At 62.7% G+C, this 19,388-nt stretch carries 21 protein-coding genes and 2 pseudogenes; 7 read left to right on the forward strand and 16 right to left on the reverse strand.

Annotated features, from left to right (window positions below; translation table 11 throughout):
• Positions 1–181: pseudogene (locus BC360_RS27570) on the forward strand (acetyltransferase); the annotation flags it as partial.
• A gap of 87 nt (positions 182–268) precedes the next feature.
• On the opposite strand, the gene BC360_RS27575 reads toward BC360_RS27570, so the two are convergent.
• The 6 genes from BC360_RS27575 to BC360_RS27600 all read right to left on the reverse strand — a co-directional run bounded on the left by BC360_RS27575 (position 269) and on the right by BC360_RS27600 (position 7,283).
• Positions 269–1,987, reverse strand: a complete 1,719-nt coding sequence (locus tag BC360_RS27575; RefSeq protein WP_065797595.1) for a dihydroxyacetone kinase family protein — start codon at positions 1,985–1,987, stop codon at positions 269–271.
• Positions 1,988–2,000: 13 nt separating this feature from the next.
• On the reverse strand, positions 2,001–2,939 hold the full coding sequence (locus tag BC360_RS27580) for a sugar phosphate isomerase/epimerase family protein (protein WP_065797596.1): 939 nt from the start codon (positions 2,937–2,939) through the stop codon (positions 2,001–2,003).
• A 41-nt stretch (positions 2,940–2,980) separates the two neighbouring features.
• Positions 2,981–4,537: a tripartite tricarboxylate transporter permease gene (locus BC360_RS27585; RefSeq protein ID WP_065797597.1), complete on the reverse strand. Its 1,557-nt coding sequence runs from the start codon at positions 4,535–4,537 to the stop codon at positions 2,981–2,983.
• Positions 4,538–4,572: 35 nt separating this feature from the next.
• The gene (locus BC360_RS27590) at positions 4,573–5,073 is read right to left on the reverse strand and encodes a tripartite tricarboxylate transporter TctB family protein (RefSeq protein WP_065797598.1); all 501 of its coding nucleotides are present in this window, start codon (positions 5,071–5,073) and stop codon (positions 4,573–4,575) included.
• Positions 5,074–5,178: 105 nt separating this feature from the next.
• Positions 5,179–6,165 (reverse strand): tripartite tricarboxylate transporter substrate binding protein, encoded by a 987-nt coding sequence (locus BC360_RS27595; protein ID WP_065785653.1) that lies wholly within the window; start codon positions 6,163–6,165, stop codon positions 5,179–5,181.
• 74 nt (positions 6,166–6,239) lie between these two features.
• On the reverse strand, positions 6,240–7,283 hold the full coding sequence (locus BC360_RS27600) for a 4-hydroxythreonine-4-phosphate dehydrogenase PdxA (RefSeq protein ID WP_065785654.1): 1,044 nt from the start codon (positions 7,281–7,283) through the stop codon (positions 6,240–6,242).
• Between the two features lie 205 nt (positions 7,284–7,488).
• On the opposite strand from BC360_RS27600, the gene BC360_RS27605 reads away from it, so the two are divergent.
• Positions 7,489–8,175: a GntR family transcriptional regulator gene (locus BC360_RS27605; protein WP_065785839.1), complete on the forward strand. Its 687-nt coding sequence runs from the start codon at positions 7,489–7,491 to the stop codon at positions 8,173–8,175.
• A gap of 179 nt (positions 8,176–8,354) precedes the next feature.
• On the opposite strand, the gene BC360_RS27610 is transcribed toward BC360_RS27605, so the two are convergent.
• From BC360_RS27610 to queC, 9 genes and pseudogenes are all read right to left on the reverse strand, one after another.
• A complete protein-coding gene (locus BC360_RS27610) occupies positions 8,355–9,071 on the reverse strand; it encodes an ABC transporter ATP-binding protein (RefSeq protein WP_065797599.1) in 717 nt (238 codons plus the stop codon).
• Positions 9,052–9,816 carry an ABC transporter ATP-binding protein gene (locus tag BC360_RS27615; protein ID WP_065797600.1) on the reverse strand — a complete coding sequence of 255 codons (765 nt, stop codon included), beginning with the start codon at positions 9,814–9,816 and terminating at the stop codon, positions 9,052–9,054. Before BC360_RS27615 ends, BC360_RS27610 begins: the two co-directional genes overlap by 20 nt.
• The gene (locus BC360_RS27620) at positions 9,816–10,820 is read right to left on the reverse strand and encodes a branched-chain amino acid ABC transporter permease (RefSeq protein WP_413813791.1); all 1,005 of its coding nucleotides are present in this window, start codon (positions 10,818–10,820) and stop codon (positions 9,816–9,818) included. Before BC360_RS27620 ends, BC360_RS27615 begins: the two co-directional genes overlap by 1 nt.
• Positions 10,817–11,683, reverse strand: a complete 867-nt coding sequence (locus BC360_RS27625; RefSeq protein ID WP_065797601.1) for a branched-chain amino acid ABC transporter permease — start codon at positions 11,681–11,683, stop codon at positions 10,817–10,819. Before BC360_RS27625 ends, BC360_RS27620 begins: the two co-directional genes overlap by 4 nt.
• Before the next feature lie 276 nt (positions 11,684–11,959).
• The gene (locus tag BC360_RS27630) at positions 11,960–13,132 is read right to left on the reverse strand and encodes an ABC transporter substrate-binding protein (protein WP_065785658.1); all 1,173 of its coding nucleotides are present in this window, start codon (positions 13,130–13,132) and stop codon (positions 11,960–11,962) included.
• 460 nt (positions 13,133–13,592) lie between these two features.
• Positions 13,593–13,841 (reverse strand): annotated as a pseudogene (locus BC360_RS32900) (glycosyltransferase family 2 protein); the annotation flags it as partial.
• Positions 13,842–13,937: 96 nt separating this feature from the next.
• Positions 13,938–14,666 (reverse strand): 7-carboxy-7-deazaguanine synthase QueE, encoded by a 729-nt coding sequence (gene queE, locus BC360_RS27635; RefSeq protein WP_065797602.1) that lies wholly within the window; start codon positions 14,664–14,666, stop codon positions 13,938–13,940.
• Positions 14,663–15,019 (reverse strand): 6-carboxytetrahydropterin synthase QueD, encoded by a 357-nt coding sequence (gene queD / locus BC360_RS27640; protein WP_065797603.1) that lies wholly within the window; start codon positions 15,017–15,019, stop codon positions 14,663–14,665. Before queD ends, queE begins: the two co-directional genes overlap by 4 nt.
• The gene (queC, locus tag BC360_RS27645; protein WP_065797604.1) at positions 15,019–15,729 is read right to left on the reverse strand and encodes a 7-cyano-7-deazaguanine synthase QueC; all 711 of its coding nucleotides are present in this window, start codon (positions 15,727–15,729) and stop codon (positions 15,019–15,021) included. The genes queD and queC overlap by 1 nt, the downstream gene beginning before the upstream one ends.
• 103 nt (positions 15,730–15,832) lie before the next feature.
• Here queC and BC360_RS31965 point away from each other — a divergent pair, with 103 nt between their 5' ends.
• Both BC360_RS31965 and BC360_RS27650 read left to right on the forward strand, forming a co-directional pair.
• Positions 15,833–16,042, forward strand: a complete 210-nt coding sequence (locus BC360_RS31965) for a hypothetical protein (RefSeq protein WP_139110234.1) — start codon at positions 15,833–15,835, stop codon at positions 16,040–16,042.
• Positions 16,036–16,803 carry an SDR family NAD(P)-dependent oxidoreductase gene (locus tag BC360_RS27650; protein ID WP_065797605.1) on the forward strand — a complete coding sequence of 256 codons (768 nt, stop codon included), beginning with the start codon at positions 16,036–16,038 and terminating at the stop codon, positions 16,801–16,803. The genes BC360_RS31965 and BC360_RS27650 overlap by 7 nt, the downstream gene beginning before the upstream one ends.
• Positions 16,804–16,917: 114 nt before the next feature.
• Here BC360_RS27650 and BC360_RS27655 read toward each other — a convergent pair whose 3' ends face one another.
• Positions 16,918–17,604, reverse strand: a complete 687-nt coding sequence (locus BC360_RS27655) for a helix-turn-helix transcriptional regulator (protein WP_083222761.1) — start codon at positions 17,602–17,604, stop codon at positions 16,918–16,920.
• Between the two features lie 105 nt (positions 17,605–17,709).
• Between BC360_RS27655 and BC360_RS27660 the strand changes: the two genes are divergently transcribed.
• From BC360_RS27660 to BC360_RS27670, 3 genes are read left to right on the forward strand one after another with little or no spacing between them, the layout of a single operon-like run.
• Complete coding sequence (locus BC360_RS27660) at positions 17,710–18,318, forward strand: superoxide dismutase (protein ID WP_065797606.1); 609 nt, start codon at positions 17,710–17,712, stop codon at positions 18,316–18,318.
• Between the two features lie 60 nt (positions 18,319–18,378).
• Complete coding sequence (locus BC360_RS27665) at positions 18,379–18,969, forward strand: flavin reductase family protein (RefSeq protein WP_065797607.1); 591 nt, start codon at positions 18,379–18,381, stop codon at positions 18,967–18,969.
• Between the two features lie 33 nt (positions 18,970–19,002).
• Positions 19,003–19,332 carry a tetratricopeptide repeat protein gene (locus BC360_RS27670; RefSeq protein ID WP_065785665.1) on the forward strand — a complete coding sequence of 110 codons (330 nt, stop codon included), beginning with the start codon at positions 19,003–19,005 and terminating at the stop codon, positions 19,330–19,332.
• Positions 19,333–19,388 lie beyond the last annotated feature (56 nt).

Here is a 19,388-nt window from a genome sequence, read left to right on the forward strand (position 1 = left end):
CGCCCCCTATACGATCGTCGGCGGCGTGCCTGCCAAGCTCATCCGTGACCGGTTCAATGCCGGTATTGGCGAACGCATGGACAACCTCGCCTGGTGGGATTGGGACCATCAGCGCCTGCACAAGGCGCTCGACGATTTCCGCGAGCTGACCGCCGAGGAATTTCTCGTTCGCTACACGTGAGTTGGCACGCAGCAGAACAAGACAACAAAAAGGGCGCGGTTGGGAGGACCCGCGCCCTTTTTGCGAGGAATGGACCGGACGGCGCTATCAGGCGTCGACGGTTTCCTTCAGAAAGTCAGCAGCGACGCGGGCGGTCAGCGCCAGCGACACGGCGCCCGCATCGGGATGGCCGATGCTTTTTTCGGCAAGCGGCCGTGCTCGGCCGAGCTTCGGCGTCAGGCTCGAGGTGGCTTCGGCCGCATCGGTGGCGGCCTTGGCCGCTGCCTCCCAAGCCGTGTTCAACGATCTGTGGCTTTCGAACTCCCGCTCCAGCATGTCGACGAACGGCACAAGCGCATCGACCAGGGTCTTGTCGCCGACGCGGGCCCGTCCGAGACGGGTGACGCCCTCGAGCGCGAGCCGCGCGCCTTCGACGATGGCCGCATCCGAGGGCTTGTCGTCGTCGGAAAACACGTTGCTCCAGGAGCGAAGGAGCAGTCCCCAGATCGCGCCCGACGTGCCACCCGCGCGGTCAGCCCAGGCATCGCCCGCCACTGCCAGCACGCTGGCAGCACCAGCCCCGGCTGCGACCGCCACATTTGCAGCCTCATGCGCCGCCGCCGAACCGCGGCGCATGCCCTGGCCATGGTCACCGTCGCCGGCAAAGGCATCGATGCGGCCAAGCTCGTCTTCAGCCGCCTTCAGCGCATCGGCAACCTTGCCGATCAACCGGGCAATGCACTTGCCGCCTTCCCGGGATGCCTGTGAGGCAGGCGCGAAGGTCGCCGGGCCATCCTCGTCGGAAATCGTGTCGGTCGCCGGCGCGGCGCTGATGATCGCGCCCTTGCGCAGGACCGGTGCATCGCATGGCGCGCACCAGTAGCTTTCAAGTTCTTCGTCGAGCCAGAGCAGTGACAGCGAGCAGCCCTGCATGTCCAGGCTGGTGACGAACTCGCCGCATTCCGGATCGACGATTTCGAGGCCCGCCGCCTTCAACTCTTTCTCGACCGCGACCCAAAGAACGAAAAGCTCTTCGTACTTGGTCGAACCCAGGCCGTTCAGCACCGGCGCGACCTTCTCCGTTCCAGCTGGGCGTTCCGCCAGCAGCTTGCCGACAAGCAATTTCGCAAGTTCGGTTGCCGAAACGATCTTTTCTTCGCTGATGCCCGGCTCGCCGTGAATGCCAAGGCCGAGCGCCATCTTGCCCTTAGGCACGGTGAAGAGCGGATGGTTGGCACCCGGCAAGGTGCAGCCGCCGAAAGCGACCCCGAAGGAGACGGTGCGGTCATTCGCCAGGCGGCTGACGCGCTCGACCTCGTCCAGCGACAGGCCGGCTTCCGCTGCCGCACCGGCAATCTTGAACACGACGAGATCGCCGGCAATCCCGCGGCGCTTAGGCGCCGTTTCAGCCGCGGCGCTGGCGACGTCATCGGTCACCGGCACGATGCGCACGTCGATGCCTTCGGCCCGAAGCCGCTCGGCGGCAACGCCGAAGTTGAGCACGTCACCGGCGTAGTTGCCGAAGCCGAGCAGGACGCCGCCGCCCTGGTCGGCATGGCGGCAGACGCGCGCAACGGCAGCGGTCGACGGCGAGGCAAAGACGTCACCGGCAACGGCCGCATCGGCCATGCCGGGACCGACATAACCCGCAAAGGCGGGATAATGGCCGGAGCCGCCACCGATAACGACGGCGACCTTGCCCTTCGGCACCTTGGTCGAGCGCACGACGCCGCCCTTCACCAGACGGACATTGCGGGCATAGATGGAGCTGAAGCCGGCGAGCGCGGTTGCGGCGAAATCTTCCGGTGCGTCAAAGATCGTGGTCATCGCTACTTGTTCCTTAGTCGCGAGGCAGAATGCGCCTCAGATAGTCCCGGTTGGTTGCGCTGACGGAAAGGCCATCGCCACCATAATGCTCGCAGAGGAACGGGCTCTGGAACCCGTGGGAAAGCGCCATGCGAATGGCGGAGCGGTAGTTGATCACGCCGAACTCCAGCGGAGCCGGATGGGTGACGATCAGCCCCGACGTTTCGTCCTCGGTGCGGTTGTAGTTCTTGACGTGCCAGTATTTGGCAAAGGGTGCAACCTTCGCCATCATCTCCTGCCAATGTTCGACCGGACGATGCAGGCGGATCAGGTTGCCGAGGTCGGCGTTGATGCCGACATTCGACAGGCCGACGTCGGTAACGAAGCGCACGGTGCTGTCGGCCGAGCCGATATAGGTGTCTTCATACATTTCGAGCGCCAGCTCGATGCCCAGTTCCTCGGCATGGCGGCCGAGTTCGCGGATGCGCGAGACGCCCTTCTGCCAGATGGCGGCGTCATCAGGGTTTTTGACGCCGTCGACCGTCCAGAACCACAGCGCCTTCTTCTGCGCATCGGTCAAAGGACCGAAGAACCCGAAGGAGACCGAGCCTGCCCCGATCGCCGCAGCCGTTTCGATCACCCGGTGGCCATAGGCGAGATAGTCGTCGCCATGATCCGGATCGATGACGCTACGGCGCGATGTGGAGATCGCCGGCATGGTCAGGCCGAGATCACGCGTCAAGGCGACAAAGCTCTCAAGCCGTGCCGGCGACAGATCCGCAAGCCGGATCCAGCTGTCGGTCGGGTCGAGTTCGGTGAAGCCGGCATCGACGACGTCATCAAGCGTCAGCGCCCATTCCTCGATCGACTGATCCTGAACCGAGCGACCGTCTGCCAGCAGGTTCGGATACTGGATCATCGCAGCCGCGATCGGCCAGGTGTCACGGTTCCATTTGCGCGGCATATTTGCCATGGCGTTTCCCCGATTTCTTGAAGTTTGGTGCGGCGGCTCCGTCAAGCCGCCGCGCTACCGTCGCCCTGCGATGTTGCATCGTTTTGCGATGCTGCATCATCGTGCTTGCGCTTGCGAACCAGGCCGATCAGTCCGAAGACGACAGGCGACAGCAGCATTGCCAGGCCAAGCGCCATCAAGGACGAGACCAGCGCATTCGACCAGAAGATATTGAGCGACCCGCCCGACAGAAGCATCGACTGGCGGAAGGCATCCTCGGCCTTGTCGCCGAGCACCATGGCGAGAACCAGCGGCGCCAGTGGATAATCGAGCTTCTTGAAGACGTAACCCAGAACACCGAAGCCGATGACCATAAAGACATCGGAGACGGAATTTGCCACCTGATAGGCACCGGAGAAGATCACCGCGACGATGATCGGGCCGATGATCGAGAACGGCACGCGCAGGATCGAGGCGTAGAGTGGCACGGTGGCAAGCACCAGGATGACGGCGACGACGTTGCCGAGATACATCGAGGCGATCAGGCCCCAGACGAAGTCGGGCCGGTCGGTAAACAGCATCGGGCCGGGCGTGAGGCCCCAGATCATCAGGCCGCCCATCATCACGGCGGCCGTGGCCGAACCGGGAACGCCGAGCGCCAGCATCGGCAGCAGCGCCGAGGTGCCGGCCGAATGGTCGGCGGTTTCAGGCGCAACGATACCGCGCGGGTCGCCCTTGCCGAACTTCGAGCCGTCGCGCGCCGAGCGACGGGCAACACCGTAGCTCATGAACGATGCGGCGGTCGGGCCGGCTGGCGTGATGCCCATCCAGATGCCGATGATGGTCGAGCGCGCAATGGTGAACCAGTAGCGCGGGATCTCGACCAGGGTGCGGCCGATTTCGGCGAGCTTGACGCGCGCCTTGATGCCTTCGAAGCGCAGGCCCTCTTCTGTCGTCAACAGCAGTTCGCCGATACCGAAGAGACCCATGACGGCGATCAGGAAGCTGACGCCCTTGATCAGGGTCGGGATGTCGAAGGTCAGGCGCAGATCGCCGGAGATCGTGTCCATGCCGACGGAAGCGAGTGCGAAACCGATCATCATCGAGACGAGCGTCTTGAACGGCGATTGCGCACCCATCGAGATGAAGCTTGCAAAGGCGAGGAAGTAGACCGCGAAATATTCGGGCGAGGAGAACCGCAGCGCGAAGTTCGCGACCCAGCCCGACAGGAGCGTGATCATCACCACACCGGCAAGCGCGCCGATGCCGGCCGAGACGAAAGCCAGCGTCAATGCGCGGCTCGCCTGACCTGCCTTGGCCATCGGATAGCCGTCGAAGGTGGTCGCCACCGACGAGGGCTCGCCTGGAATATTGAACAGGATGGATGTCGTCGAGCCACCGAACAGCGCCCCCCAATACATGCAGGAGAGCAGGATGATGGCGGAGATCGGATCCATGGAGAAGGTCAGCGGCAACAGCAGCGATACGCCGTTGGGCGCGCCGAGGCCGGGCAGAACGCCGACGAGAATGCCGAGCGTGACGCCGACCATCATCAGCAGGATGTGATTCCAGCTGAGGATGTGGCCGAAGCCATCGATCAGAAGACCGATATTTTCCATGTCATTCCTCCCGGGGAAACTTTAAGCGGGCGGGATCAGTAGATCCCGAACCAGGCCTCGACCGGTCCCTTCAAAAGCGGAACCTTGAAGCCGATCTCGAATACGATGAAGAAGAAGAGCGAAACGGCAACGCCTGAAGGCAGCGCGATCCACCACTTGTAACGCCCCTGGAAGAGCATCGCGCCGGCGATGTAGAGCGCGGTTCCGACATAAAGCCCGAGCCAGGCGGAGACGCCGGCAAAGGCGACGAGCGGCAAGAGGAATGAGGCAACGACGCGCGCGCGGGCACCATCGATGAAGATATCGCCCGTGCCGCGGTGCTTCACGAATGCACCGATTGCATTCGCAACGCTTCCCATAATGATCAGAACGCCGATGTAAAAGGGAAAGTAGCCGGCTTCGGGGCCGAAATCGCTCCATCCGGCGCCGATATCGACGGCGCCGTAGCAGATGGCAGCACCAAAGATACCCGTTAACGTGGCGACGCCAAGCTCCACCGCGAAGCGGGAAAGCCCATTCGCACTGTTCTCACTCATGATCGTGACCTTTCGAACCGGTTGACGGGCGCTCTGAAGCGTCCTCTAGGCGTCAGACTCGACGCGCGGCGCTATAGAAGCGCCCGTCCCGATATATCGCCTATTTTAGTTGGCGAGCCAGCCTTCGCGCTTCAGAACTTCGCCGACTGCGGCGCCGTCCATCTCGATGGCGGCCTTGAAGTCGTCGCCAGCGATGTAAGCGGGAGACTGCGAGGTATCGGCAAGATACTTCGCCCACTCCGGCGTCTCGGAAACCTTGCGCATCAGGTCCGCGTAGAACTTGACGGCATCGGGTTCAACGCCGGCCGGCAGCCAGACGGTCCGCGGCATGGAGTAGTTGTCGATGGCAATGCCCGATTCCTTGCAGGTCGGGATGTCGCTCCAGCCCTTGTCGCCGGCAACCTTGGCGTCGTTCGTCAGCTTGACGCTCTTGAAGACGCAAAGCGGCTTGACCATGCCGGCCTGCCACTGACCGAGGTTTTCGCTCGGGTTGTTGACGTTGGCGTCGAGGTGTTCGCCGGCGAGCTGAACAGCCGCTTCGCCGCCACTCTTGAACGGGATGTAGTTGATGGTCGCGCCGGTCGCCTCGTTGATCATCGAGGTGAGGATCTGGTCGACGTCCTTCGACTGGCTTCCGCCGATCTTCAGTCCGCCTTCCTTGGCCTTGGCAGCAAAGTCTGCAGCCGTTGCGTAAGGCGCCTTGCCGTTGACCCAGAGAATGAACTCGTCGGAAGCAAGCGCTGCAACCGGTGTCAGGTCGCCGGCCTTGTAAGGCACCTTGGCGCGGACCGGCAGCAGGTAGGCATTGTTGGTGCCGAATGCCAGCTTGTAGGCGTCGCCCTTGTTGGTCGCCGTGTAGACGAAGCCTTCGGCGCCGCCGGCGCTGCCCTTATTGGTGACGACAACCGGCGCCTTCATCAGTTCGTACTTGCCGATGATCGCCTGAATCGTGCGCGCGAAGATGTCCGTGCCGCCGCCCGGGCCAGCCGTGACGACGAATTCAACCGGACGGTCGGGCTCGAAGGCCGACGCCGGAGCGGCAACGCCGAATGCGGCTGCCATGATGCATGCGATAGAAACGGATTTCTTCATGTCCAATCCTCCCGTTGAGTGAAATGCGGCGCAAGACCTCCTCCTGCGCCGGTAGTGCTTGAAAGCGTGCGAATTCAGGCGGCAGCCGAAAGGGCAGCCTTTTTCTTCGCCATGCGGACTGCGAGCAGAAGTGCCTCGCGGCTTGCGCCGACATCGGCGATACCCTTGCCGGCAATGTCATAGGCAGTGCCGTGAGCTGGGGTGCAGAGCGGGAACGGCAGACCGCCCATCATCGTCACACCCTTGTCGAAGCCCATCAGCTTCATCGCGATCTGGCCCTGATCGTGGTACATCGTCAGGACGGCATTGAAGCCCTCCTTGAGCGCACGAACGAAAACGGTGTCAGCCGGGAACGGACCATCGACGTTGTAGCCGAGCGCTTTGGCCTTCTCGACCGCCGGCTCGATGATGTCGATCTCTTCCATGCCGAAGCTGCCGCCGTCGCCGGCATGCGGGTTCAGACCCGCAATCGCGATCTTCGCCTCTTCGTAGCCGGCCTCCTTGAGGCAGGCCTGGGTCAGCTCGACTTCAGCAAGAATGCCCTCGACCGAGAGATTGTCGGCCACTTCCTTGAGCGGGATGTGCGAGGTGACACGCGCATTCCAGACCTTCTCGAGGACGTTGAATTCGCGAACCTTGCCGGTAAAGCCGAGCACGTCGGCGACGAAACGGATCTCGTCGTCATAGCCGGGATAGGCAAAGCGCATTGCCTTCTTGTTGAAGGGTGTGAAGCAGACGGCCTCGGCCTTGCCGGCGTGCGCAAGCTCCAGCGCCGTGCGGAAGTTGCGCGTTGCAAACGTGCCGCCGGCGAGCGTCGCTTCGCCGCGATCGACATCTGCCGGATCGAGATGACCGAGATCGACGAAGACGTGGCGGTCGGTTCCGGCCTTGTCGAGATCCTCAAGTGTCGAAGATTCAAGATCAAGCGTCAGGCCGGCGGCCTTGGCGCCCTCATCCAAAATGCGGCGATCTCCGATGGTGATGATGTGCGCCGCTTCGCGAATATCGGGAAGGGCCAGCAGCCGCGCCGTCAGCTCGGGGCTGATGCCGGCAGGATCGCCCATGGCGAGCGCGATGACAGGACGCGCGCCGTTACCGGCAGCACCATTGGTCGTCATGTGAGATGTCCTCCACTTCATGCTTTTCGCAGGCTGTCATACGTTATTCAAAATTCTGCATCAAGTCTTTTGTATTCTGTATGCAGCATTTTCTGTTGACGATGGCGAGCCCTGTCGCCATGCTTCAATCAGACAGTGCTGATTCAATCGGCACTCACGGGGAACGGATGGCCGACACGCGGCCGCCAAGTGCAGAAGCGAAATGATGAACGAAATCACACCACTGGAGAGACGCGCCGACGGTGGCCCCGGCCCGATCAGGCGGACGGCTCTGCATGACACGCTTGTCAGCCACCTGCGCGACATGATCATCGAAGGTGACCTTTCGCCCGGCACGCGCCTGCATGAGGGCCAACTCGGCGAGCAGCTCGGCGTTTCCCGCACGCCCTTGCGCGAGGCCATCAAATACTTGGCGAGCGAGGGGCTAGTGGAACTCGTGCCCAGTCGCGGTGCCGTCGTAAAGCGCTTCAGCGCCAAGGACGTGCACGACATGTTGACGGTGCTGCAGACACTGGAAGAACTTGCGGGCAAGCTCGCCTGCGAAGCAGCGAGCGACGCCGGCATTGCCGAGGTTCGCGCTCTGCATGACGAAATGGTCCGCCGCTACAAGGTCGGCGACCGGCTGCAATACTACAAGCTCAACCAGCAGATACACTCGGCGATCGTCCAGCTCGCCGAAAATGCGGCGCTCGCCGACATGCATGGCGTCCTGCAGACACGGCTGAAGCGCATCCGCTTCATCGGCCACGAGGGCCCGGAAAAGTGGGCGGCCGCCGTCGCCGAGCACGATGAGATGATCGTCGCGCTCGAAGCCCGCGACAAGGCCAAACTATCCGAAGTGCTCGGCCGCCACCTGATGAACGCCTGGGAGCGCGTGCGTGCCTCGGTATAACGGCGCCAGCACGCGATGATCGGCTGACGCCGTCCGGTTCGGTCCGGCAGGCCCGTTCGCTATTACCGCGTGCGCCGATGCGATCAACGTGCGGCAATAGGCAGCGTGCCGACATGAGACACATAGAGTTGTCGCATCGGCAAAGATCTAAGTCCGAAGAGAGATTTGGCCCTACTGGTTCAGTGAAGCCCGCCGACGCCAAGCAATCGCTCAACGGCGTCGTGGTCACTTGACAGCGCCTGCGGCGTGCCGGCCCAGGCGACGCGTCCGCGCTCAAGCACGATGACCTGATCGGCAAAATCCAGGGCGCTCTGGATGCGCTGTTCGACCAGCACGATCGTCATGTCGCCGGTCTTGGCGAGTTCGGCAAACGCTTTCATCAGCTCTTCGCAGATCACCGGAGCCAAACCCTCGAGCGGCTCGTCGAGCAGCAGGATCGACGGACGGCCGAGGATCGAGCGGGCGGTCGACAGCATCTGCTGTTCGCCGCCGGAAAGCTGGCTGCCGAGGTTGCGCCGCCGCTCGTGAAGCCGCGGAAACATATCGTAGGCTTCCTGCAGCGCAGCCTTCGGCCGGTCCTTGAGGCCGACGAACAGGTTTTCCTCGACCGTCAGCGTCGGAAACACGCAGCGCGCCTGCGGCACGAAGCCCAGGCCTTTGCGGGCACGTGAAGCGCTCGGCATACCGGTCACATCCGTATCACCGATGCGAATGCGGCCGTCATAGCGCTTCGTCTGACCGGCAAGCGTCGCCAGCAGCGTGGTCTTGCCCATGCCGTTGCGGCCGAGAACGGCAAGGCGCGCACCTGATGGAACCGAGAACGAAATGTCTTCGAGCACCCGCGTCGGTCCATAACCGGCCGACAGGTTTTCTACCTCAAGCGGCGTGGCTGGCATTGGCATAGCTCCCCAGATAGGCTTCTCGCACCCGCGGATCCTGGGTGACGTCCGACGGCGAACCGTCGAAGATGATGACGCCGGCCGCCAGGACGACGACGCGCTTGGCAAAGCGGAAAACCAGATCCATGTCGTGCTCTATCATCAGCACGGCGAGATCCGCCGGCAGGTCGGAAAGCGCCTGTTCGATGCGCCCTGTGTCGCTCTGTGGCACGCCGGCTGCCGGTTCGTCGAGCAGAAGAACCTTCGGCTTCAAGGCAAGCGCCACGGCGATTTCAAGCAGGCGCTGCTGGCCATAGGCGATTTCGCTGACCTTGCGATGCATCAGATCGCGAAGGCCGAGCTTGCCGAGCAGTTGACCGACCTCATCCATCACATCAGGCATCGAGAGGAAATTACCGAACAGGCGGCCCGAGCGGCCATCACGCTGCAGCACGGCGAGCGCAACGTGCTCGGCCGGCGTCATGTCGAGAAACAGACGCGTGACCTGAAAGGAGCGCACGAGCCCCCTCCTCACCCGACCGATGGCATCGATGCCGGTGACCGCCTCGCCGCCAAGGCGAACCTCGCCGGAATCAGGGGCAAGGTTGCCGGTCACCAGGTTGACGAACGTGGTCTTGCCGGCGCCGTTCGGGCCGATCAGTGCCACGCGGTCACCCGGCGCCATGCTGAGGCTCACGTCATTGGTGACCGCCAGGCCGCCGAAGGCGCGCTTGAGGTTGCGAACTTCAAAGATGGGCTGCATCACTTTGCCTCCCGGCGGCGGGCAACGATGGCGGCTGCCGTTCCGTAAAGCCCCTTCGGCGCGAAGAGGACGACGGCGATCAGCAGAGCGCCGACCATCGTCAGCCAATGGAACGGGTTCGCGGCGGAAACGACGTCTTCGAAGAACATGAAGACGATGGTGCCCGTCAGCGCACCGAAGAGCGAGCCGGTTCCGCCGAGAACAAGCATCACCAGGCTTTCTGCCGACATGGTGAAGGACAAGCTGTCGAGACCGACAACCTGCGTCGAGATGGCGTTGAGCGCCCCGCCGACGCCGGCGACGGCACCGGAGATGACATACATCTTCATCAGTGCTGCCTTGGGCGATGCTCCCATCGAGCGGATGCGGATCGGATCTTCCTTGATCGCCCGGCACAGCATGCCGAACGGCGAACGCACGATCAGCCGTAGGAGCGCGAAGACCAACGCCAGCAGCACGACGGCGAAGACGTAAGCCGTGCGGCCCCACAGGTCGAACTCGTAGAGACCAAGCAGCGCGCTCGGGGCAATGCCGGAGAGGCCATCGCTGCCGCCGGTCCAGGACGACGCCTTGTTGGCGAACTCATGGAACAGGTGGATGAGGGCGATCGACAGCACCAGTTGCGGCAGGCCGTGGGCGCGCAGGATCACCGCGCCGCAAACGAGGCCGGCAACGGCGCCGGCGACGATGCCGAAGGCGAGCATCGAAAGCGGATCGTTGATGCCGTAATGCGCCGAGGCAATCCCCGCGGCATAGGCGCCGGCGCCGAACAGGGCTGCATGCCCGAGCGTTGCGACGCCGCAATAGCCGGTGACGAGATCGAGCGAGAGCACCAAGAGCGCGAGGGCGATGATGCGCGTGAGCAGCGCCAGATTGGTCGGGAACAGGAAGTAACCGACAACGGCGAGCGCCAGGATGACGCCAAGGCCGATCAGGTCGCTCCCGCCAAAGCGGCGCTTGGCCGGTGTCTGCGTGGTCAAGTCGTTGGTTGTGGTCATGGTCATCCCTTGGCTCTCCCGGCAAGTCCGCGTGGGAAGACGCAGATGATCGCGATGACGGCCAGATAGAAGAAGAATTCGCCAAACTCGGGCATCAGGTAACGGCCGGTCGTGTCAATGCCGCCAAGCAGCAGGCAGGCGACGAGCGCGCCGGGGATCGAGCCCGCACCGCCGACGGACACGACGACGAGGAATGTCACCATGTAACGAAGCGCATAATAGGGCTCGACCGGCAGAAGTTCAGCGCCCACAACCCCGCCGAAGGCGGAAAGGCCGACCGCCACCGCGAAACTCACGGCGTAGACGATCTCGGTGCGCACGCCGAGGGCGGCGGCCATGGCCGCATTGTCCACTGAGGCGCGCAGCTTCACGCCGAACGCAGTCCTTTCGATCGCATACCAGAGGGCTGCCGCTACGGCGAGACCGCATAGGATCGCAAAGAGCCGATGCGTGGCGATGGCGCGGAAACCGAGATCGACGGAGCCTTGCAGTTGCGCGGGTAGCGGCACGGTCTTCAGCGTCGGGCCGAAGACGTAGTTGGCGATGCCGATAATGCAGAAGGTGATGCCGATCGTCATCAGCACCTGGGTCAGTTCCGGCGCGCCGTAGATGCGCCGGTAAAGCAGGCGCTCGATCGGAATGGCGATCAGGATCGTGCCGAAGACGGCAAGCACGATGGCAAAGCCATAGGCGAGGCCGAGATCGCGCGCTGCATAGGAGGCGATGTAACCGCCGATCATGGCAAAGGCGCCATGGGCGAGATTGACGACACGCATCAGCCCCATTGTCACGGAAAGCCCGATGGAAATGACGAAGAGCACCATGCCGTAGGCAAGGGCATCGATCGCTATGCTGAAGACTGTTTGCATGGGGCTGTCCGATGCCTTTCGTTATCGCTGGCGGTGGCGCGGCGAGACGGGTCTGCCCCGTCACCAACAAACAACCGCGCGCGCCTGGATCGTTCCGCTTTAAACGGCGGCACGGAAACGCTCCATCTCTCTATTTGGCACTCCCGGATGGAAAACCGCAATCGCACCGTTCGCGGGAATGCTTCGGGGCGTCCCGATCGGTCAAGCCGCCGGCCGCCCGGTATGTTGCAGGCAATGCGGGCGGCGCTCGACCGGCGCCCGCATCTGCCAAAGCGTCTACTTCAGGGCCGCGAGACCGGGATCGCCCTGCTTCTCGAAGGTCTGAACTTCCTTGTTGTAGTAGGTGCCGTCATCAGCCTTGGCGACTTCGCGCAGATAGATGTTCTGCGTGATGTGGCGCGATTCGGGATCGATGGAAACCGGCCCTCTCGGGCTCGTCCAGGAAAGCCCCTTGACCGCATCAACAGCCTTCTGTGCGTCCTGCTCGCCACCGGTTGCCTCGATCATCTTGTAGATGACATGCATGCCGTCATAGGCGCCGACCGAGGGGAAGGAGAGTTCGGCCGGATTGCCGATGGCCTTCGAGGCCGCTTCGACAAAGGCCTTGTTTTCCGGCGAAACGTGCGAAACGGCGTAGTGGAACGTCGTCTGAACACCAAGAGCCGCTTCGCCGAGCGCCGGCAGGTCGGATTCCTGCGTCAGATCGCCCGGAGCGAAGAACTTGATGCCGCCGCTCTTCAGGCCATTTTCATTATAGGCCTTGACGAAACCGAGCGTGGTCGGACCCGACGGCAGGAAGGCGAAGACGCCTTCGGCGCCCGAATCCTTGATGCGCTGCATGATCGGCGAGAAGTCGTTGGTGGCAAGCGGCATGCGGATCGCCTCGACGACCTCGCCGCCCGCAGCTTCGAACCCGGCCTTGAAGGCGTTTTCCGCGTCGACGCCCGGACCATAGTCGCTGACCACCGAGATGACCTTGGAGACGCCGGCATCCTTCGCCACCTTGGCGATCGGCGTAGACGTCTGCCAGGTCGTAAACGAGGTACGCACCACCAGCGGGCTCTTCGTTACGATCGCCGAGGTCGCAGCGTTCATGATCACGAGAGGCACGTTCGCCTGCTCCAATAGCGGGGTGACGGCCATTGCATCGGGCGTGAAATAGAAGCCGGCCAGATATTGCACGCCTTCCCTAACGACCAGTTCCTGCGCGAGCGCCTTGGATTGCGCCGGGTCGGCCTGCGGTACGTCGCGATAGATGATCTCGATATCATCGTCGCCGACCTTGCTGCCGTTGACCGCCATATAGGCGTCGATACCAGCCTTGAAGTTCTTGCCCTGCAGCGCGAAGGGACCGGAAAAGGGTCCGACGACACCGATCTTGATCGTGTCCGCATAGGCCGCGCCGCTCATTGCCAAGGCCGCAAGCGCGGCCAGAATGGTTCGTTTCATGTTTCCTCCCTATGGCACCGTCCACTCCCGACCCGGCACCGTCATTGCAAAGCAATCCGAATTTGATGCCTGTCAGTTTGTCACGCGAAACGGTGATGTAAAAATGAAAAATGGGCGGCAAACCATAATTCAGAAGTTATGTTTCGTCTTGATCTTGGCCACGTTGTTAAACGTGGTGCGCGCTGATGCACAAAAATACGCTCGTTAAAGCCACGATCCCAAAATAGGCATGGGAACATTATCATGTGCCGTTTGGGCGGAAGCCCATGGGGTGGCGCTGACCTCCCGATGCAATGTGCGGCAGGTTGCGCTTCCTGCTCATTGCTCGATGCGCGGGTCTCCGCGTGCTTGGAGACGGGCCGGAAGGTGCGACGCACGCGATAGGGTATCGACATGTTTTGAAGATCGAAATGGTCTCAGGATAGACTAGGCAGGGACCCGTCGTACCTGGGCACGCGGATCGTCCTTCAATCAATCTGATGTTCGACGTCCACACGTCGATGTCTGGCTGTTCGAGCAGATACTCCTTCGTGCCGTCATTCGAAACATCGTCGACGCATATGAAGCGCGTTACCCCGATCTTGCGATAGTGTTTCAGGAAGGAAGGCAGGAGCGCCATGTCGTTGTGCGTGATGAACACGAGCGGGACATCAATGCTGTTCAAGGGGACTATCGGCTTGGCGGGCAATATGGCAGTTATTTTTAACATATTCCGGTGTGAGCGGTGATAGGTCGGCGCCACGCATTGACTGGTAGAGGCGGGCGACCGAAGGCCGCCCGATTTATGGACGCTGCTTTCCGCGCTCTAGACGCCTCGTCGATTACCCCACAGCAAGACATGCAGCTGCGGCAGCACCCTTGCATCGAACCATTTGTCGCCGGTCACCTTGTCGATCAGCCAGAGCATGCGGTTCATCACACCGTCGATGTCCACCGTCGCGCTGTCGTCCTCCGGCGGCGGCGGGGTGTGGTTTCCCGGCTGCAGGTAAACCGGCAGCGACGGATAACGCCGGGCCACGTCTTTGGCATAGACATAGTCGCGATCGTCGAAAACGACGATCTTGAGCACCGTCATGGGCCGCCCGATCGCCATCGAAAGACAGTCGTCGAGCTTTGCGAAATCGGTTTCCATGCCGCTCGAGGGCGGCTTCGGGCTGAGGACCAGGACGTCGAGGTCGGCGAACCAATCCCTGGCGACGCTGCCCTGGGTCTCGAGCGCGAAGCGATAGCCCTCGCCATGGCCGCGATCGATCAGGGGGCCGAGCGGCTGGATGGCAGGGTTGCCGCCGGAAAGCGAGACGGTCAGCGGCACGCCGCCCGAGAGCCGCCTCACCTCCCCCCAGATTTCCTCGACCGACATCGGCCGCCACTGCTCGCGATAGTCGCTGTCGACGGCGTGCAGCGTATCGCACCAGGAGCAGCGATAGTCGCAGCCGCCGGTGCGCACGAACACCGTGGGCTGACCGATCAACACGCCCTCCCCCTGGATTGTCGGCCCGAAGATCTCGCTGACGCGGATCGCCGCGCCCGTCATGGCCGGTATTCCGCCCAAGTCTTTGGCGTCTCGCTCACGCGAACGGCCGACGTTTCCGGCAGCCGTTCCTTGCACCAGTCGTAGAAATGCCGGGCAAGGCACTCCGACGTCACCCGGTCGTGACCAAGCACCTCATTGAGATGGCGGTGGTCGAAGCTGCCATCGATGTAGCGCTTGAGCGGAGCCAGGTCATGATAGTCCCGCACGAAGCCGTTATCGTCGAGATCGGCGGCGGCAAGCTCGACCTCGACGATGTAGTTGTGGCCGTGCAGCCGCGCGCATTGGTGATCGGCGGGCAGATGGCTCAACTGATGTGAGGCGGAGAAGTGGAACTCCTTGGTAATGCGGTACATCAGCGAAGCTCCTTTGCCGAGAAGCGGCGGGTCGCGGCCCGCCAGAAATCCGGATCGGCATACTCGGTCGGGTCATCGACGCCGGCGAGATGAAAGGCCTCACGCCGCTCGACGCAAGTGCCGCAGCGACCGCAATGCTGCGCACCGCCCTTGTAGCAGGACCAGGTCTCGCCGAAGGGCGTGCCGTACCTCGCGCCATCGGCAACGATCGCCGCTTTCGGAACATCGACATAGGGTGCATGCAGCCGGATTCTGCCATAGCCGTCCAACGCCTCGTCCTGCATTTTCTGGAACGCGTTTATGAAACCCGGCCGGCAATCGGGATAGATGAAGTGGTCTCCGCCATGGACGGCAACGGCAACGGCCTCGGCCTTTTGCGCCGAGGCAAGGCCGAAGGCGATCGCCAGCATGATGGCGTTTCGGTTCGGCACGACCGTCGCCTTCATCGTCTCCTCGGCATAATGGCCATCGGGCACCTCGACATCATCGGTCAGTGCCGATCCGGTCAGGTGCCGGCCGACGCCCGTAATGTCGATGATCTGGTGTCGGACGCCAAGCCGCCGCGCACAGGCGGCGGCGAAGTCGAGTTCCTTGCGATGGCGCTGGCCGTAATCGAAGGAAAGAAGGCCGACGAGTTCGTGTTCCGCCGCGATCTTATAGGCGAGCGAAACGGAGTCCAATCCGCCGGAGCAGATGACGATAGTTCTCATAATTGTGGATCCCTTGTTTTGACCGGGTGGGCTGCGACCGGATGCGGACCACTTCTAAGCCATCGGCGCCCTTTTGACCAGCCCTTAGCGGCGAGCCTTGCGCATGGCGGAGGCGCAGCCTTTCCAGACGATGGGAAAGACGGACGGGCGATTTTATCCGCGGCGCAAAATCAAAAATCGCTCCGGCCGATTTCCGCCGCGTTTCAAAGACGCTAACCTCACGCCCGATGGCAGTGAACTCCGTTGCCGCGCCTTTGGCGGCAAGCGCCGATCGGCGGCGGAGTTTGGTATTGGAGGAGTTCTGAAATGCTGATCGACGGGAAAGTCTTCATTGTCACAGGGGGCGGCTCTGGCCTTGGTGCCGGCGTTGCCCGCCTGTTGCACGGCATGGGCGCTCGTGTCGTCCTTGCAGATATCAACGAAGACGCCGGGCGGGCAATGGCCGAAGCGCTTGGACGCAACGCCCTTTTCGTCAAGACGGATGTCACCAGCGAGGCCGATGGCGCTGCCGCAGTCTCCGCAGCCGTCGATATGTTCGGCCATCTCCATGGGCTGGTGAATTGCGCCGGCATCGCCCCGGGCGAAAAGGTGCTTGGGCGCGACGGCCCGCATCGGCTCGAGAGCTTTGCGCGTGCGGTCGCGATCAATCTTGTCGGCACGTTCAACATGGTCCGACTGGCTGCTGCTGTGATGGAAAAGGAGGCTCCGGGCGAAGACGGCGAACGTGGCGTCATCATCAACACCGCTTCTGTTGCCGCCTTCGACGGCCAGGTCGGACAGGCCGCCTACTCCGCCTCGAAGGGTGGTGTCGTCGCCATGACGCTGCCGATTGCCCGCGAACTCGCACGGCATGGGATCCGTGTCGTGGCGATCGCACCGGGCATCTTCGAAACGCCGATGATGGCCGGCATGCCGCAGGACGTCCAGGAAACGCTCGGCAAGAGCGTTCCCTTCCCGCAACGTCTCGGCAGACCCGAGGAGTTTGCCGCCCTTGTCCAGCATATCTGCGAGAACCGGATGCTGAACGGCGAAGTCATCCGCCTCGACGGCGCGTTGCGAATGGGCGCGCGCTGAGATCTGACGCCCGGCCGGCTGCGCCCCTGCGCGATTCCTTGCCCGTGCGCGAGTTTCGAGCGTTACGGCGTCAGCACGGCACCGTCGGCATTTCCCGGCAAACCAGCCGGGAAATCAAGCGCCTGGATGATCGCCTTGCGCCGCAGGCGCAATGACATAGGCACAACGGCGCGCACCGGCGAGAATATGTTCGGTGCGCTCGACCGCAACGTCCTGGCCCAAAATATCGCGGAAGATATTGATCTCCGCCCGGCAAAAGCCCTGGCAACTGGCCGCGGCGGCGCAGATCGGACAATGATTCTCGACGAAGAGAAAGGTGCCGTCGCCGGCCTCCTCATATCCCGCCATATACCCTTCGGCCGTTCGCAAGCGAACGAGCTTTTCCACCCGGTCCCGCAGGCTTCCGGCGCCAGCGAGCGCCGCACGATAGCCGTTTCGCGTCTCCTCCTCGCGAGCGGCGATGATGCGATCGACCGCCGTATCCCCCAGCGTCTGGCGGATGGTGCGCAGCAGTTGGACTGTCAGCTCCGCATGGGTATCGGGAAACTCGGCATGGCCCGAAGCGGTCAGTCCCCAGAACTGCGAGGGACGCCCGACGCCGCGTGCCTCCGACCAGGAGTTTACAAACCCGTCCTCCGCAAGGCGCACCAGTTGCTGACGCACTGCCTCGCCGGTTATCGACAGGCGCTTGCCAAGCGCCGGCGACGTCTGCGGTCCATGCAGCTTCAGCGCCAGCAGTATCCGCTCGCCCGGCGAACGACCCTGGCTTTGATCCGGATTTAACAAGTGATCGCTTGACATATTATCGCCCGGAGATTTACAAAGAATTATCTTGTTAAATACACGTCTGATGGTTGGCGCACAAGACATTCGCTGTGTTCCATCCGACTGAAAAGGATTTCAACCATGCCTTTCGAACTCCCCTCCCTTCCCTTTTCCATCGGCGCTTTGGCCGAAGGCGGCATGAGCGCCGAGACGCTGGAATTCCACCACGGCAAGCATCACCAGGCCTACGTCACCGCACTCAGCGGCTTTGTCGAAAAGAACCAGGCGCTTGCCGGGCTTTCACTCGAAGACATCATTCGGCATGCCAATGGCAAGGCCGAGTTGGCGCCGGTCTTCAACAATGCCGGGCAGCACTGGAACCACATCCTGTTCTGGAACAATCTCTCCCCCAAGGGCGGACGCATCCCGGACAGTCTTGAAAAGAAGATCACAGAAGACTTCGGCAGCGTCGCCGCCTTCAAGGACGCGTTCAAGACGGCGGCGACCAGCCAGTTCGGGTCCGGCTGGGCCTGGCTCGTGCTCGACGCCGGCGGCAAGCTCAAGGTGACGAAGACCGCCAACGGCTCAAACCCGGTTGCCACCAACGAGGGTAAGGCGCTGCTCGGTCTCGACGTCTGGGAGCACAGCTACTACATCGACTACCGCAATCGCCGTCCCGACTATGTCAGCAACTTCCTCGACCGACTGGCGAACTACGAGTTCGCTGAGGCGGAGCTTAAGTCTGCCTGACACGCCTGCCGTGGCGCCGCACCGGCGGCGCCCCGACCATATCTCAGCCGGATTGCACCCATGACCAAGCTTGCCGCCGTCGATATCACCGCCCATGCCGAGCGCGCCGTTCCCAGACCGCAGTTCGCCGACACGATGGCGCGACTGGCGTCGACCGTCTGCGTCGTCAGTTCGGGCAGCGGCGCTGAATGCCTGGGTCGAACGGCGACGGCCGTCTTCTCGCTTTCCGCAAGCCCGCCATCGATCGTCGTTTCGATCAAGGCCGACAGCGCGCTGGCGGGCACCATTTCCAGACATGGCGGTTTTTCGCTGGCGATGCTCGCTCAGGGACAGGAACTGGTTGCTGACGCATTCGCCGGCAGGGTCGCGGCAGCCAGCCGCTATCTCGTCGGCGTTTGGGCGGAGTGGCCGTCCCGCCGACCGCGTCTTCTCGGCGCTGCCGCCGGGCTCGACTGCGTGCTCAGCGCCTCTATCCTTGTCGGCGACCACCGGCTCTTTGTCGGAACGATCATTGCTACCGAAACCGCCACCTATGCCGACCCGCTGCTCTGGAGCGAGCGGCAATACCAGGCACTTGAGAGATCGCCGCCCTTTGCCGCCACATCAAGCGGGCATCCATTGCCGTCGGGCACCTCGTGCCCGACGATCTGAACGGTGCAAACGGATACCCATGCGGGAGCTGCCATGCGACAGGTGCTTGAAAAACTTCTGGACGACGGTCGTGACGATGCGTTGCTGCGCTTTACCCTCGGCAGCATCTGTCTGCAGGAAGCGGATGCCGAGACAGCACTTGTCCATCTCAGGCGCGCGATCGAACATGACCCCACCTATTCGGCCGCCTGGAAACTGAGCGGGGCCGCGATGCTGAAACTCAATCGTATCGACGAAGCGCGGCGCATCTGGACAGAGGGACGCGCCGTCGCCGAGAACAAAGGCGACCTGCAGGTCGCGCGCGAAATCACGGTCTTCCTCAAGCGGCTGGACAAGCAGTGCGTGGCTGCGAACAAAGGGTAGCCGTAACCACTCAAAGCATGTCGCGCAAAAGTGTGCAGCGGTTTTGCGAGGAAGAC

The sequence above is a fragment of the Ensifer sp. LC163 genome (genome assembly GCF_001695855.1).
Taxonomy (GTDB): domain Bacteria; phylum Pseudomonadota; class Alphaproteobacteria; order Rhizobiales; family Rhizobiaceae; genus Ensifer.

Excerpts from the sequence above, each read along its gene's own strand:
- BC360_RS27575 (WP_065797595.1), bottom strand. The coding sequence starts at position 1,987 with ATGACCACGATCTTTGACGCACCGGAAGATTTCGCCGCAACCGCGCTC.
- BC360_RS27580 (WP_065797596.1), bottom strand. The coding sequence starts at position 2,939 with ATGGCAAATATGCCGCGCAAATGGAACCGTGACACCTGGCCGATCGCG.
- BC360_RS27585 (WP_065797597.1), bottom strand. The coding sequence starts at position 4,537 with ATGGAAAATATCGGTCTTCTGATCGATGGCTTCGGCCACATCCTCAGC.
- BC360_RS27590 (WP_065797598.1), bottom strand. The coding sequence starts at position 5,073 with ATGAGTGAGAACAGTGCGAATGGGCTTTCCCGCTTCGCGGTGGAGCTT.
- BC360_RS27595 (WP_065785653.1), bottom strand. The coding sequence starts at position 6,165 with ATGAAGAAATCCGTTTCTATCGCATGCATCATGGCAGCCGCATTCGGC.
- BC360_RS27600 (WP_065785654.1), bottom strand. The coding sequence starts at position 7,283 with ATGACGACCAATGGTGCTGCCGGTAACGGCGCGCGTCCTGTCATCGCG.
- BC360_RS27605 (WP_065785839.1), top strand. The coding sequence starts at position 7,489 with ATGAACGAAATCACACCACTGGAGAGACGCGCCGACGGTGGCCCCGGC.
- BC360_RS27610 (WP_065797599.1), bottom strand. The coding sequence starts at position 9,071 with ATGCCAGCCACGCCGCTTGAGGTAGAAAACCTGTCGGCCGGTTATGGA.
- BC360_RS27615 (WP_065797600.1), bottom strand. The coding sequence starts at position 9,816 with ATGCAGCCCATCTTTGAAGTTCGCAACCTCAAGCGCGCCTTCGGCGGC.
- BC360_RS27620 (WP_413813791.1), bottom strand. The coding sequence starts at position 10,820 with ATGACCATGACCACAACCAACGACTTGACCACGCAGACACCGGCCAAG.
- BC360_RS27625 (WP_065797601.1), bottom strand. The coding sequence starts at position 11,683 with ATGCAAACAGTCTTCAGCATAGCGATCGATGCCCTTGCCTACGGCATG.
- BC360_RS27630 (WP_065785658.1), bottom strand. The coding sequence starts at position 13,132 with ATGAAACGAACCATTCTGGCCGCGCTTGCGGCCTTGGCAATGAGCGGC.
- queE (WP_065797602.1), bottom strand. The coding sequence starts at position 14,666 with ATGACGGGCGCGGCGATCCGCGTCAGCGAGATCTTCGGGCCGACAATC.
- queD (WP_065797603.1), bottom strand. The coding sequence starts at position 15,019 with ATGTACCGCATTACCAAGGAGTTCCACTTCTCCGCCTCACATCAGTTG.
- queC (WP_065797604.1), bottom strand. The coding sequence starts at position 15,729 with ATGAGAACTATCGTCATCTGCTCCGGCGGATTGGACTCCGTTTCGCTC.
- BC360_RS31965 (WP_139110234.1), top strand. The coding sequence starts at position 15,833 with ATGGCGGAGGCGCAGCCTTTCCAGACGATGGGAAAGACGGACGGGCGA.
- BC360_RS27650 (WP_065797605.1), top strand. The coding sequence starts at position 16,036 with ATGCTGATCGACGGGAAAGTCTTCATTGTCACAGGGGGCGGCTCTGGC.
- BC360_RS27655 (WP_083222761.1), bottom strand. The coding sequence starts at position 17,604 with ATGTCAAGCGATCACTTGTTAAATCCGGATCAAAGCCAGGGTCGTTCG.
- BC360_RS27660 (WP_065797606.1), top strand. The coding sequence starts at position 17,710 with ATGCCTTTCGAACTCCCCTCCCTTCCCTTTTCCATCGGCGCTTTGGCC.
- BC360_RS27665 (WP_065797607.1), top strand. The coding sequence starts at position 18,379 with ATGACCAAGCTTGCCGCCGTCGATATCACCGCCCATGCCGAGCGCGCC.
- BC360_RS27670 (WP_065785665.1), top strand. The coding sequence starts at position 19,003 with ATGCGACAGGTGCTTGAAAAACTTCTGGACGACGGTCGTGACGATGCG.